At 63.7% G+C, this 13,949-nt stretch carries 10 protein-coding genes; 4 read left to right on the forward strand and 6 right to left on the reverse strand.

From position 1 onward, the window contains the following. Window positions 1–74: 74 nt before the first annotated feature. The 3 genes from FHR27_RS10560 to FHR27_RS10570 are packed head-to-tail and all read left to right on the forward strand — an operon-like array spanning window position 75 to window position 1,858. Window positions 75–701 (forward strand): FMN-binding negative transcriptional regulator, encoded by a 627-nt coding sequence (locus FHR27_RS10560; RefSeq protein ID WP_179538547.1) that lies wholly within the window; start codon window positions 75–77, stop codon window positions 699–701. 20 nt (window positions 702–721) lie between these two features. Next, on the forward strand, window positions 722–1,159 hold the full coding sequence (locus FHR27_RS10565) for a GNAT family N-acetyltransferase (RefSeq protein ID WP_179538548.1): 438 nt from the start codon (window positions 722–724) through the stop codon (window positions 1,157–1,159). Window positions 1,160–1,174: 15 nt separating this feature from the next. Next, on the forward strand, window positions 1,175–1,858 hold the full coding sequence (locus tag FHR27_RS10570; RefSeq protein WP_042555685.1) for a GNAT family N-acetyltransferase: 684 nt from the start codon (window positions 1,175–1,177) through the stop codon (window positions 1,856–1,858). 890 nt (window positions 1,859–2,748) lie between these two features. Here FHR27_RS10570 and FHR27_RS10575 read toward each other — a convergent pair. From FHR27_RS10575 to FHR27_RS10585, 3 genes are all read right to left on the reverse strand, one after another. Next, window positions 2,749–3,354: a LysE family translocator gene (locus FHR27_RS10575; protein ID WP_042555684.1), complete on the reverse strand. Its 606-nt coding sequence runs from the start codon at window positions 3,352–3,354 to the stop codon at window positions 2,749–2,751. A gap of 46 nt (window positions 3,355–3,400) precedes the next feature. Then, window positions 3,401–4,240 carry an AraC family transcriptional regulator gene (locus FHR27_RS10580; protein WP_179538549.1) on the reverse strand — a complete coding sequence of 280 codons (840 nt, stop codon included), beginning with the start codon at window positions 4,238–4,240 and terminating at the stop codon, window positions 3,401–3,403. 81 nt (window positions 4,241–4,321) lie between these two features. Further along, a complete protein-coding gene (locus tag FHR27_RS10585) occupies window positions 4,322–5,371 on the reverse strand; it encodes a DUF1615 domain-containing protein (protein WP_042555832.1) in 1,050 nt (349 codons plus the stop codon). Between the two features lie 384 nt (window positions 5,372–5,755). Here FHR27_RS10585 and FHR27_RS10590 point away from each other — a divergent pair, with 384 nt between their 5' ends. Beyond that, a complete protein-coding gene (locus FHR27_RS10590; RefSeq protein WP_179538550.1) occupies window positions 5,756–6,040 on the forward strand; it encodes a hypothetical protein in 285 nt (94 codons plus the stop codon). Window positions 6,041–6,105: 65 nt separating this feature from the next. Here FHR27_RS10590 and glgB read toward each other — a convergent pair whose 3' ends face one another. The 3 genes from glgB to FHR27_RS10605 are packed head-to-tail and all read right to left on the reverse strand — an operon-like array spanning window position 6,106 to window position 13,674. Beyond that, window positions 6,106–8,310 carry a 1,4-alpha-glucan branching protein GlgB gene (gene glgB, locus FHR27_RS10595; protein WP_179538551.1) on the reverse strand — a complete coding sequence of 735 codons (2,205 nt, stop codon included), beginning with the start codon at window positions 8,308–8,310 and terminating at the stop codon, window positions 6,106–6,108. Further along, the gene (gene treS / locus FHR27_RS10600) at window positions 8,307–11,639 is read right to left on the reverse strand and encodes a maltose alpha-D-glucosyltransferase (protein WP_179538552.1); all 3,333 of its coding nucleotides are present in this window, start codon (window positions 11,637–11,639) and stop codon (window positions 8,307–8,309) included. The genes glgB and treS overlap by 4 nt, the downstream gene beginning before the upstream one ends. Window positions 11,640–11,652: 13 nt before the next feature. Beyond that, complete coding sequence (locus FHR27_RS10605) at window positions 11,653–13,674, reverse strand: alpha-1,4-glucan--maltose-1-phosphate maltosyltransferase (RefSeq protein WP_257026882.1); 2,022 nt, start codon at window positions 13,672–13,674, stop codon at window positions 11,653–11,655. Window positions 13,675–13,949: the final 275 nt, after the last annotated feature.

The following is a 13,949-nucleotide window of genomic DNA, read 5'->3' on the forward strand; positions in this document are numbered from 1 at the left end:
AGTCACTTAAAATGGATCTTACAACAGACCAATGGCAGTTCTAGCATGAGTCCGTCCACCTACGGGAATGCTCCATGTACGTACCCTCCGCATTTCGCCAGAACGACCTCGCCGCCCTGCACCGGGAGATTGCCGACTGCCGCCTGGCTACCCTGATCAGCCATGGCGAGAACGGCTTGCAAGCCAGCCATCTGCCCTTGCTGCTGCGCCCCGGAGAAGGCCGCAACGGCACGCTGTACGGCCACCTGGCGCGGGCCAATGCGCATTGGCAGGTACTGGCCGAAGGCGGTGAAGCGCTGGTGATCTTCAACAGCGCCGATGCCTATATCAGCCCGTCCTGGTATCCGGCCAAGGCCGAGCACGGCAAGGTGGTGCCAACCTGGAATTACATCGCAGTGCATGCCTACGGCCAGGCCGCGGTTTTCGATGACAGCGAGCGCCTGCTGAGCCTGCTCGACGAACTCAGCGCCCGTCACGAGAACCCGCGCCCGCAACCCTGGGCGCTGAGCGATGCTCCCGAGGACTACATCGCCGGCATGCTGCGCGCCATCGTCGGCTTCGCCCTGCCCATCGAACGCCTGGAGGGCAAATGGAAGCTTGGCCAGAACCGCAGCGAAGCCGATCGCCAGGGCGTGCATGACGGTCTCAGCGCCAGCACTGATCCCCGCGACCGCGCCCTGGCGCAGCGAATGAATGACTAATCACCGAGGAGACTTCGATCATGGAAATACGCGCAATCACCGCTGACGATCAGGCTGCCTGGTCGCCACTCTGGCAGGGCTATCTGCGCTTCTACGGGCAGCAGATGCCCGAGGCCACCACAGCCCTGACCTGGCAACGCTTTCTCGCTGACGACGAACCGATGCATGCGGCTCTCGCCTGGCACGAAGTGCGCGCCATCGGCCTGGTGCACTGGATTTTCCACCGCTCCTGCTGGACGACCGGCGATTACTGTTACCTGCAGGATCTGTTCGTCGACGAAAGCGTTCGCGGCAGCGGCGCCGGGCGCGGGCTGATCGAGCATGTTTACGCTCAGGCCAAGCTGGCTGGCGCTTCGCGGGTGCACTGGCTGACCCATGAAAGCAACACCACCGCCATGCGGCTCTACGATCACATCGCCGACCGCTCCGGTTTCGTGCAATACCGCAAGCAGCTGTAATCAGGAACCCAGACCATGACCGACGACACCCTGCTCGACTGGACACCCGTTTCGCCGCCACCGCGCAGCGCCATCGACGGCCGCTACGTGTGCCTGGAACCGCTGGACGCAGCAGCGCATGGCGATGATCTCTGGGAGGCGTTGCAAGGAGTGGACAGCGACCCTGCCTTATGGGATTACCTGCCCTATGGTCCGTTCGCCGAGCGCGCCGGGTTCGATGCCTGGCTGCAGGACAAGCAAAGCACCAGTGACCCGCTGTTCTTCAGCGTGATCGACAAGACCAGCGGGCGGGCCGTAGGGCTGCTGTCCTTCCTGCGTATCGCGCCCGCCGACGGCTGTATCGAAATCGGCCATATCGCCTTTGGCCACGCCATGCAGCGCTCCCCCGCCTCAACCGAGGCGATCTGGCTGCTGATGAGCCTGGCGATGGACGACCTGGGCAATCGGCGCCTGGAGTGGAAGTGCAATGCACGCAACGCCCGCTCGCTGCGCGCCGCCGAACGCCTGGGTTTCGTTCACGAGGGGTTGTTTCGCCAGCACGCGGTAATCAAGGGACAGAACCGCGATACCGCCTGGTTCTCGATCATCGACAGCGAATGGCCGCAATGCCGCGACGCCCTACAACGCTGGCTGTCGCCCGACAACTTCGACGAACATGGCAAGCAGCGGCAGCGCCTGGAAGCATTGCGGGCGAGATAGATATCTATCGGGCAGCCTCAACCACGCATCACGTCACCAATCGCCAGCAAGCTGGCTCCTACGGGATCCCCACTATCGCGTAGGAGCGTCGCCCTCGGCGCGAAAGCGGTAGCGGCCATACCGCAACCTCGCATCACGGCCACCATTCGCCAGCAAGCTGGCTCCTACGGGATCCCCACCGTCTTGTAGGAGCCCGCTTGCGGGCGATGCGATGGCAGCCATACCGCAAACCGGCGCAGTGCCCAGGATTCGCCGCGGGATCGCGGCATCCCTGCCAATCGGGTAGGAGCGTCGCCCTCGGCGCGAAAGCGGTAGCGGCCATCCCGCAACCTCGCACCACGGCCACCATTCGCCAGCAAGCTGGCTCCTACGGGATCCCCGCTATCGTGTAGGAGCCCGCTTGCGGGCGATGCGATGGCGGCCATACCGCAAAACGGCGCAGCACCCACGATTCGCCCCGGGATCGCGGCATCCCTGCCAATCGAGTAGGAGCGTCGCCCTCGGCGCGAAAGCGGTAGCGGCCATCCCGCAACCTCGCACCACGGCCACCATTCGCCAGCAAGCTGGCTCCTACGGGATCCCCGCTATCGTGTAGGAGCCCGCTTGCGGGCGATGCGATGGCAGCCATATCGCAAAACGGCGCAATGCCCAGGATTCGCCCCGGGATCGCGGCATACATGCCAATCGGGTAGGAGCGTCGTCCTCGGCGCGAAATCGGTAGCGGCCATACCGCAACCTCGCATCACGGCCACCATTCGCCAGCAAGCTGGCTCCTACGGAAGCCCCGCTATCGTGTAGGAGCCCGCTTGCGGGCGATGCGATGGCAGCCATATCGCAAAACGGCGCAATGCCCAGGATTCGCCGCGGGGTCGCGGCGTTATGGAGGAGGTTCAGAGCGGCGCGCCGAGCCAGGCGGAAATCAGCAGCAACAGCGCCATGGCGTTATTGAAGCGGGTCATGGCTCGGGCCGAGGTGAACAGTTTGGCAGCGCCCCGTCCGAGCAATGCCCAGCAGCCCAAGCATGGCAAGGCGATAGCCAGGAAGATCGCCGCCAGCAAGGTCACTCGCATTGCCTGCCCGGGGCCGGGGGTGGCGAACACGCTGACTACCGCCAAGGCCATCATCCAGGTCTTGGGGTTGATCAACTGCAGTGCCGCGCCGGCGAACAGGCCCAATCGCCGCTCGCCTGGTTGCACATCGGCAGCGCTCAGCGCGGCAGCCGGGCTGCTGAAGATGCGCCACGCCAGGTAGCTCAGCCACAACACGCCGAACCAGGCCATCGCCCATTGCAGGCGCGGGTGCTGCTGCAGCAATTCGCCCAAGCCAAGCCCGACCGCCACCACGATGGCCGCAGAGCCTGCGCAGGCGCCGAGTACCAGCGGCAGGGTTGCCGCCACGCCGTAACGGGCGCTGCTGCCCAGCACCAGCACATTGGTAGGCCCCGGAGTGATCGACGCGACGAAAGCGAACAGCATGAAGGGCAACAACTGAGTCATGAACAGGCTCCAGACAAACCGAGCGCTGATCATGAGTCGGGCAGCGTCAGGCGTCTGGAAGGTTTGAGCAGCGCCGCTGGTAATGGGCCGGGGTCATACCATAGGCACGCCGGAACCAGCGCCCGAGGTGGCTCTGATCGGCAAAGCCAAGTACCGCCGCGACCTGCGCCGGTGGTTCGCCACGGGCCAACATATGCCTCGCCCGGGCCAGGCGCAGTTGCACCAGATAAGCGTGTGGCGCCAGGCCGAAGGCCGCCTTGAACGCGCGGCTCAAGCGAAAGCGGTCGACGCCGCAGGCGGCAGCCAGGTCATCGAGACCGATATCGCGGGTGTGCTGGTCGTGCAGAAAATCCCGTGCGCGCTGCGCCACCAGCGGCAGGCGCGGGTCCGGATCGAGGCGCCGGCGCCAATGCAATTGCTCGGTCAGGCGCATCAGCAGGCCATCGAGCGCGCTCTGCCTGACCATGCGCATCTCCTGGCGATGCAGCGCGGTAAAGGCCTCGCCGACCGCCGTGAGCAGGCGCGGTTCGCTGGCCAGGGTGGCGCTGAAGCCGGGCAGGCAGTCAGCGGGCGCCTGTTCGAACAGGCTGCGCAACTCGCGCTCCAGCCAGTGGGCATCCAGGTACAGCATCGAATAGGTGAAGCCTTCCGGCTCAGGGGCATGGCCGTCATGAAGCTCGCCAGGTTCGAGCAGAAACACCTGGCCGGCCAGGCTGCTGTTCAGTTGCTTGCGGCAATGGAACTGCTGCACGCCCTGCTCGGTGAACCCGACCAGATAGGCGTCGTGCCAATGGGGATCGTAGGCGTGCCCGCGAAAATGCGCGCGGATGGTCTCGATACCGGTGTCTTCGTCCTGGGCCAGGTCGACCCAACTCTGCGCGCTCATGCCTGCTCCAGCGCCACGCCATACGGAGCGTCCATGCTAACCGACCTAACCAGACGCTTTCTGGAAGTTTTGTGCAGCCGGTTATCGAGCGCGGGCCATACAGCGTTGATGGCGCGTATCGACACGCTCGGCGAACCAGGCAGTGGTCAGCCGGCGGGTGATCTTCGGGCTTTTCAGCACGATGCCTGGTAGCACCGCCCGCGGCAACGACATGCCTTCTGCCTCATCAGCCAGGGCGAATACCCGCTCATACAAACGGCTTTCTTCGAACTCCAACGTATCGCCCTCCTCCAGCGCGCGGCGGATTGCCCGGTCGCTCATGTCCAGGCGCTTGCCCAGAGATCGCACGGCCAGTTCGGTGGAGCCAGGCTTGCTAGTGCCATGAATGATCAGGTCGCCATCCAGCGCTAGTGGAATACCCGACGCGATGGTGACCGCATGCTGGAAGGCCGCATTGCGGCTGGCGTACCAGCCGGCATTGAAGTCGGCGAAGCGATAAAGGGGTTTCGGGTAGTTGGCCGGATAGCCCAACAGATGAGCGATGCCAAAGTACATGCCGCCACGCCGGCTGAACACCTCACGACGAATCGAGCCATCAGGTGGATACGGATAGCCCTCGGCATTGGCCTGGGCGAAAGCGATGCTGACCTGCATCGGCCCGCCAGTGCGCACGGGATTGAGGGTGCCGAACAGTTGCCGACCGAGCGGCACCATGCCGGTGAAGTCATCGAAGATAGCGCTCAACTGCTTTTCCGTACGAACCCTGCTCAGGCGTTGCTGATAGGTCTTGCCGGTGGGCGATTCGATGTTCAGCGCGGCATTCACCACGAATCCCGGAATATGCAGGCTGGCAGCACGACGGTCGATCTCCGCCCGAGCGATCTTCGCCAGGCCAGGCACTTGCGGATCGGCATTGAACGTCGATTCCTGCTCCGTCACCGCCAGCACGGCGCAGAGGTTCTCGGTGCTCGGCGCAATCTCCTGGGCGGCGAACGCCGCATAGATATCCGCCGCCCAGCCCTCGCGATCAGGCGTATTTACCGGCATCAGGCGGACGATCTGCGCGCGCACCTCAGCCGGTTTCGGCGCAGGTACCTGGGGCTGGCTGGAGCAGCCGGCCAGTAGCAGCATCAACAGTGCACAGGGTGTATGCAGGAACGATGACTTCACCCGAACAATCCTTGGATGGAAACGACCCTGCTGAGACAACGCCAACCCCCAGCCTATCCGCGACAATTTCGGTCGATTGACTGCCGGCTCCGCTGCGCGATTGGTTCAGCGCGTCGGTGATCGACAACGGCACGGGCCATGGCCCTGTCAGAAACCTCGCTGACAACGTCTTCATGCATGAAATAGCAGGTATCGTTCGGCCAAATCGCAGGAAAGGAGGCGAAAAATCAATTCGAACCTAAGCACAAGCGCAACGGTCTACCGGCAACCCAGCGTCCGAATCAAAGGGCCTGCGGACACGGAGCAAGTTCCGCTCCCGGACCGACATGAGCAAGGAGATTCACCATGGTTACCCATTACAAGATAGATGGTCACCTGGCCTGCGGCACCCACGGCGAGAACGTCACTTCCAGCAAAGAGCTGAACCGGGTGAAGTGCCGCAACTGCCGCAACACCGAAGTCTACAAGCAGGCTCGCCGCGACACTCGCAATGCCAGCCGCCGCGCTGCGCGCAGGGCCAAGAGCAATCAGCCTCGCAGCGACTGGCGCTCGTCGTGGCAGCAACGCCTTACCGAGCTGCCGGGTACCCATCGCCTGCCACGCGGCTTCGCTGGCCAGCCCTACGTGTAGGGCTTCAGCTCAAGCCACGTTGAGTCCAGAAGGGGTGGATCGGTAACCGATCCACCCCTTCTGCGTTAGTGCGGCTTGATCACCAGCGTGGCGAGCGGCGGCAGATCCAGCAGCAACGATTGCGGCTGGCCATGGCTGGCGAGCGCTTCACTCAACAGGGCCCCCTGGCTGCCCGCATTCGAACCGGCATAACGCTCGGCGTCACTGTTGAGCAGCACGTGCCAGCTCCCCGCTTTCGGCACCCCGATGCGGTAGCCATAACGCGGCTCGGGCGTGAAGTTGTGGACCACCAGCAGCGGCGCACCGGTTTCATCCTGACGCAACCAGGCGAACACGCTGTTGACGGCGTCGTCACCGATCAGCCAGGCGAAGCCCTCGGCCTGGCCATCCATGCGGTGCAGCGCCGGCTCATGGCGGTACAACCCGTTGAGGTCACTGACCAATTGCTGCACGCCCTTGTGCTCGCCGTAACGCAGCAGGTACCAGTCCAGCTCGTGGTCGTGGTTCCACTCGCGCCACTGGCCGAACTCGCAGCCCATGAACAGCAGCTTCTTGCCGGGATGGCTCCACATGAAGCTCAGGTACAGGCGCAGGTTGGCGAATTTCTGCCAGCGGTCGCCAGGCATCTTGTCGAGCAGCGAGCGCTTGCCGTGCACCACTTCGTCATGGGAAATCGGCAGCACGAAATGCTCGGAGAACGCGTACAGCAGGCCGAATGTCAGTTGATGGTGATGATGCTGACGGTGCAGCGGATCTTCGGCGACGTACTTGAGGCTGTCGTGCATCCAGCCCATGTTCCATTTGTAAGCGAAGCCCAGGCCGCCTTCCTGAGTCGGGCGGCTGACGCCCGGCCAGGCGGTCGACTCTTCGGCGATCACCAGCGCGCCGGGCACTTCCTGCGCGACAACGTCGTTGAGGTGGCGCAGAAAGTCGATGCTCTCCAGATTCTCGCGACCGCCATGGCGGTTGGGAATCCACTCGCCTTCCTTGCGCGAGTAGTCGCGATACAGCATCGAAGCCACCGCATCCACGCGCAGGCCATCGATGTGATAGGCGCGCAGCCAGTGCAGCGCCGAAGCCAGCATGAAACCGTGCACTTCGGTGCGCCCGAGGTTGTAGATGTAGGTATCCCAATCCTGATGGAAGCCTTCGAATGGGTGCGCGTACTCGTACAGTGCCGTGCCATCGAACTGGCCGAGGCCGTGGGCATCGGTGGGAAAATGCGCGGGGACCCAGTCGAGAATCACCCCGATGCCGGCCTGGTGACAGGCGTCGACGAACGCGGCGAAATCCGCCGGGCTGCCATAACGCGACGTGGGGGCGAACTGGGAAAGCAACTGATAGCCCCAGGAGCCGCCGAACGGGTGCTCCATGATCGGCATCAGTTCGATATGGGTGAAGCCCAACTGCTGCACATAGGGAATCAGTTGCTCGCCGAGCTCTTTCCAGCTCAGCACGCGGCCGTCTTCGCCCCCCTCGCGGCGCCACGAACCGGCATGCACTTCATAGATCGACATCGGCGCCTGATAGCCCTGCTGGGCCTGGCGTTGTTGCATCCAGTCGCCATCGCGCCAGTCGAATTCCAGCGGCGCGGAGACCACCGACCCCGTGGCGGGAGGCAGCTCGGTGGCCAGCGCCATGGGGTCGGCCTTGAGCGGCAGCAGGCCATCACGGCCGAGGATCTCGAACTTGTAGACCTCGCCCGCACCGAGGCGCGGCACGAACAGTTCCCAGACCCCGCTCGGCTGGCGCAGGCGCATCGGGTGGCGGCGGCCATCCCAGCCATTGAAGCCGCCGACCACCGACACCCGGCGGGCATTCGGTGCCCATACGGAAAAACGTACGCCCTGCACGTCTTCGTGGGTAGTCAGCTGAGCGCCAAGGCTCTTGCCAAGCTCGCGGTGATTGCCCTCGGCGAACAGATACAGGTCCATCTCCCCGAGCAATTGCCCGAAGGCATAGGGGTCTTCGGTCTCCTGAACGCCAGCGCTCCAGTTGATGCGGTATCGATAGGGAACGCGCTGATCCAGTCGAATGCTGAACAGCCCTGGCACGCTCGATTGTTCCAGCGCGCCAAGGGTTTCACCGCTGACGGCATGGATCAGTTCGACGCCCAGGGCTCCAGGCAAGTAGGTGCGAATCGTCAGGCCGTGAGCGAACTCGTGTGGGCCGAGAATCGAAAACGGGTCGCCATGCTCACCCCTGATCAGGGCCTCGATGGCGGCGCGGTCGACACCCGCCACCTGGCGATCGGTTTCTCCATTGATCATCGTTTACCGCTCCCCAGAAGATATTTGGTCAGCTCTATCAACCCTTGTACCGGAACTTCCAGCCAATCGGGACGATAGCGCGCTTCATACAGAATTTCGTAGGCCGCCTTTTCGATGCAGAACAGCGCCAGCGCTGCCACTTCACCCTCACGGTCATGCCAGGCGTGGGGCAGGTCTGCCGCCGCCAGGCGATAGGCTTCGTTGAACGCCGTTCTCGCCTGGCTGCGATACAGCCCGGCGATATGCTGGCGCGCGTGTTCCGCTTCCGGCGTCACGTCGGCGCTCTGGGCGCTGCGCATGGCCATGGCGGCGGCGTAGTCGAAGGAACGCAACATGCCGGCGACATCCTTGAGCGGGCTGTAGAACGCCCGGCGTTCGTCCAGCGTGCGGGTCGGCTCGCCCTCGAAGTCGATCAGATAGGCATCGCCCTGCACCACCAGTACCTGGCCGAGGTGCAGGTCGCCATGTACACGCATGCGGATGCCGCCCGCCGAACGCCGTGCCAGGTCGTCCACCAGGGCGATGATCGAGTCGTGGCGCGCGGCCAGCCAGTCGGCCTGATTGGCCGCTTCACCTGGCAGGTGCCCCCTGCCCTCGGCAACCACCTTGAGCGCCTCGCGCACCTGCACGGCGATGTTCTGCGACCACTCGGCAACGTCCGCTTCACCTGTTTGACGGTAGCCGAAATCCGGGTTGTCGCTGGCCTGGCCGAGCGCCATGTGCATTTCGCCGAGGCGTTGCCCCAGCAGCCCGGCAAAGGATTCCAGTTCGGCCAACGCCGAGTGCTGGTTCTCCTGATCGGAATGACCGCCCGCCAGTTCATCGCGGATGGCCCGTTCCAGGTTGTTCTGCGTCCACTGCCAGGCGTCGCCCTGATTGTTCAGGTAGCCCTGCAGAATCATCAGAGTATGGGGTACGCCCTGCTCGTCGACCCGGCGAACTTCACCCAGCAACGGGGCGATATGCTCGAAGCCGGCGGCGGTCAGATAGCCACCTATTTCCGCTTCCGGATGGATACCCGGCAGCACCCGGCGAATCAGCTTGAGCACCGCCTGCTCGGCAATGATCGCCGAGCTGTTGGACTGCTCCGCAGAGATCAGCTGCACATCCGCGTTGCTCAGATCACCCAGCGCCTCCAGGCGTGGCGTCGGCACGAACTGGATCTCGCTGCCCTGCCAACCCAGCACGCTGCGCTCACTCAGGTGGCGCATCACATGGCGCACGAAGCCACTGAGGGTGAAGCCGTCGGTCAGCAAGCCGACCTGACGGCCGCGACGCAGACGCGCCAAGGCCAACTGCTGCGGCACGCTACTACCGGCTTCATGCTCACCGACGAACCCCAGCGGCACCTGATAGTGCTCGGTGGCGCCCGAGGCGCGGCTGACTTCCACTTCACTGAGCACATACAGCTCGTCGGCGCCGCCAAAGGGAATCGCGTAGAGCAGCTCGACCTGACGCAGGTCTTCGCGCTGCCCGGAGAACCAGCGACGCTTGGGCAGGTAGGCCGGCAGCGACTCCTGCTCCAGGGTCGCCCGGGCAGGCAGCTGCAACAGCTCGCCCAGTTGGTTCTTGATCACCAGAGTGGTCAGCTCCGGCATGCGATCGACCGGTGATACGTGCCAGCTGGGCATTTGCGCCTCCTCGGCGAGCAGAAACCAGTAAAAGCCATAGGGCGGCAGGGTCAGCAGGTAATTGAGCTGGCCAATGGGCGGGAACGACGAGCCACCGACCATTTCCACCGGCACCTTGCCGTCGTGGGCCGACAATTCCAGTTCCACCGCCTGAGCAGCGCGGGACAGGTTGGCCACGCAGAGGATCAGCTCCGGGTTGCCCTCGGCATCGGTGGCTTCGCGCAGGTAGGCCAGTACCCGGCGGTTGTTCGGCATGAGCATCTTCAGGGTGCCGCGGCCGAAGGCCTTGTGCTGCTTGCGGATGCTCAGCATGCGCCGCGTCCAGTTGAGCAGCGAATGCGGGTCGCGGGCCTGGGTCTCGACGTTGACGCTCTGGAAGCCGTACAGCGGGTCCATCACCGGCGGCAGCACCAGGCTGGCCGGGTCGGCGCGGGAAAAACCGCCGTTACGATCCGGCGACCACTGCATGGGCGTGCGCACCCCGTCGCGGTCGCCGAGAAAGATGTTGTCGCCCATGCCGATCTCGTCACCGTAATACAGCGTCGGCGTACCGGGCATGGACAGCAGCAGGCTGTTGAGCAGCTCGACCCGGCGACGATCGCGTTCAACCAGCGGCGCCAGGCGGCGGCGAATACCCAGGTTGATGCGCGCACGACGGTCGGCGGCGTAGTAATTCCACAGGTAGTCGCGCTCATGATCGGTGACCATTTCCAAGGTCAGCTCATCATGGTTGCGCAGGAAGATCGCCCACTGACAGTTTTCCGGAATCTCCGGCGTCTGACGCAGGATATCGGTGATCGGAAAGCGATCTTCCTGGGCGATGGCCATGTACATGCGCGGCATCAGCGGGAAATGGAACGCCATGTGGCATTCGTCGCCGGGGCCACCGTCATGGCCACCGAAATACAGCTGGGTGTCTTCAGGCCACTGATTGGCTTCGGCCAGCAACATGCGATCCGGATAATGGGCATCCAGCTCGGCACGGATTTTCTTCAGCACCTCGTGGGTTTCCGGCAGATTCTCGTTGTTGGTGCCGTCGCGCTCGATCAGGTACGGAATGGCGTCCAGGCGCAGGCCGTCGACGCCCATATCCAGCCAGAAGCGCATCACCGCCAGCACTTCCTTGAGCACCTGCGGGTTGTCGAAATTCAGATCCGGCTGGTGCGAGTAGAAACGATGCCAGTAGTACTGACCGGCTTCGGCATCCCAACTCCAGTTGGATTTTTCGGTATCTAAAAAGATGATCCGCGTGCCGTCGTACTTCTGATCGGTGTCGGACCACACGTAGAAATCCCGCGCCTTGCTGCCGGGTTTGGCGGCACGGGCGCGCTGAAACCAGGGGTGCTGGTCCGAAGTGTGGTTGATGACCAGCTCGGTTATCACCCGCAGGCCGCGCTTGTGAGCTTCGGCGATGAAGCGCCGGGCGTCGGCCATGGTCCCGTAGTCCGGGTGCACATCGCGGTACTCGGCGATGTCGTAGCCATCATCGCGCCGCGGCGAAGGATAGAACGGCAGCAGCCACAGGGTGTTGACGCCCAGGTCGGCAATGTAATCGAGCTTTTCGATCAGCCCCGGGAAATCGCCGATGCCATCATTGTTGGCATCGAAGAACGACTTCACGTGTACCTGATAGATGATCGCGTCCTTGTACCATTGCGGGTCGTTGAGAAACGCCCCGCGGCGAGCTCTGCGTGCCATTGGGTATGCCCTCTCAGCCAGCCACGCGGATGCGCCAGATACCGAACGGCTGGTGCCACGGTTCGATGCGCATCCATTGCACCTTGCCGTGCCACTGCCAGGTATGCCCGGTCATCAGGTCCTCACCCAGGGTGGTGGCATCGTCGTCCAGGCCCAGCTCCCAGAGCGGCAGCTCGAAATTGGCTTCCTGAGCGTTGTGCGGGTCGAGGCTGACGGCCACGAGGATGAAGTTCTCGCGGTCGGCGGTCCGCTTGCCGAAGTACAGGATGTTGTCGTTCCAGCAAGTGAAGGCCTTGAAGCCCAGGTGCGTCTGCAGGGCCGGGTTCTGGCGGCGGATGCGGTTGAGCTGGGCGATCTCGGCGACGATGTTGCCCGGCGCCTGGTAATCGCGCACACGGATCTCGTACTTCTCCGAATCCAGGTACTCCTCCTTGCCTGGCACCGGCAGCGCCTCGCAGATCTCGAAGCCCGAATACATGCCCCACAGCCCGGAGCCCATGGTGGCCAGCGCAGCTCGGATCAGGAAACCGGGGCGCCCGTTGTGGTGCAGGAAATAGGGGTTGATGTCCGGCGTATTGACGAAGAAATTCGGGCGGTAGCAGTCGCGCCACGGTGCCTCGTTGAGCTCGGTCAGGTAGCTTTCCAGCTCGGCCTTGGTGTTGCGCCAGGTGAAATAGGTGTAGCTCTGGGTGAAGCCCAGCTTGCCGAGGCGCGCCATCATCGCCGGGCGGGTAAAGGCCTCGGCGAGGAACATCACCTGCGGGTGGGTCTTGCGGATATCGGCGATCAGCCACTCCCAGAACGGCAGCGGCTTGGTGTGCGGGTTATCGACCCGGAACTGGTAAACGCCCAGCTCGACCCAGCCGCGCACCACGTCACGCAGGGCCAGCCACAGGTCGGGTATGGCGTCGCTGGCATAGAAATCGACGTTGACGATGTCTTCGTACTTCTTCGGCGGGTTTTCCGCGTGGCGGATGCTGCCGTCCGGACGCCAGCTGAACCAGCCGGGATGCTCTTGCAGCCACGGGTGATCCGGCGAGCACTGGATGGCGAAATCCAACGCGATTTCCAGGTCATGCTCACGGGCCGCCTCGACCAGCGCGACGAAGTCCTCGCGGGTACCGAGCTGCGGGTGAATCGCTTCGTGGCCGCCCTCATGGCTGCCGATGGCGTATGGGCTGCCGGGATCGTCCGGGCCAGCGGTCAGCGAATTGTTGCGGCCCTTGCGGTGCGCGGTACCGATGGGATGGATCGGGGGGAAATACAGCACATCGAAGCCCATGGCCTGGATCGCCGGCAAGCGTTTGATCACGTCCCGGAGGGTGCCATGGCGCTCGGGATCGTCAGTCTCGGAGCGCGGGAACAACTCGTACCAGCTGGCGAAGCGCGCCATCGGGCGTTCCACGTCGAGCAGGTAAACGGCGCTGCGGGTACGGTGCGGATGGCCTTCGGCACGGCGCACCAGAGCCTGGGTTTCCGGTGCCAGCAATAGTGCCACGCGCTCGTCGAGGCTCTGCTGGGGCAGTTCATCGACCAGGGCTTGAAGAGTCGTTGCCAGATCGCCTTGCACACGCTCCGCAGCCTGACGCAGCAGCAACTCGCCTTCCTGCAGCTCCAGATCGATGGTGACCCCGGCGCCGAACTTCTTCGACAGCTCGTAGCAGTAACTGGCGTAGATGTCCCACCAGGCTTCGATGAGAAACTCCACTTCGCCGACCCGCTGCGGCGTGATCAGTGCCTGCCAGCGGTCGTTGCCGATGAATTCCAACGGCTCGCGGTGCCAATCCTCGGCACCGACGTCGCGCCACAGCACTTCACCGGCCAGCTTGTCGTGGCCATCGGCGAAGATCAGCGCACTGACCGTCACCTGATCACCCGCTATCGCCTTGACCGCGAAACGGCCCTGCTCGATCTGCGGTTCCACCGCCTCGATGGCCAGGCGTGGCAACTCCAGCGCCTGTTCGAGTGACAACTGGCCATGGCCCAAGCGGACGGGCTCTTGCAGATAAGGGGTTTGCAGATGAGCAGACGGCATCGAAACGGGCTCCTCACGCCTGGCAGGCGTATAAGCTGTTAGCCGTATGGCTCATGCCATAGGCCGTACACGAAAGTGCGTACCTAATGCGGGTTTGCCACGGTGTACGGGGGCGTTTCAGGATCTGCTGCGTCGGCCTGATACATAAGAAAAGGCTCTAGCGTGCGAGGTCATGAAAAGTTCCGGGTTGCCGTGACCTGTCTATCTCCGAACCTGCCGGCTCCGGCAAAGTTCAGAGTTTCCGAGGAGCTGGAATCTGTCTGAAATGAGGCTAG

This window comes from Pseudomonas flavescens, from assembly GCF_013408425.1.
Taxonomy (GTDB): domain Bacteria; phylum Pseudomonadota; class Gammaproteobacteria; order Pseudomonadales; family Pseudomonadaceae; genus Aquipseudomonas; species Aquipseudomonas fulva_A.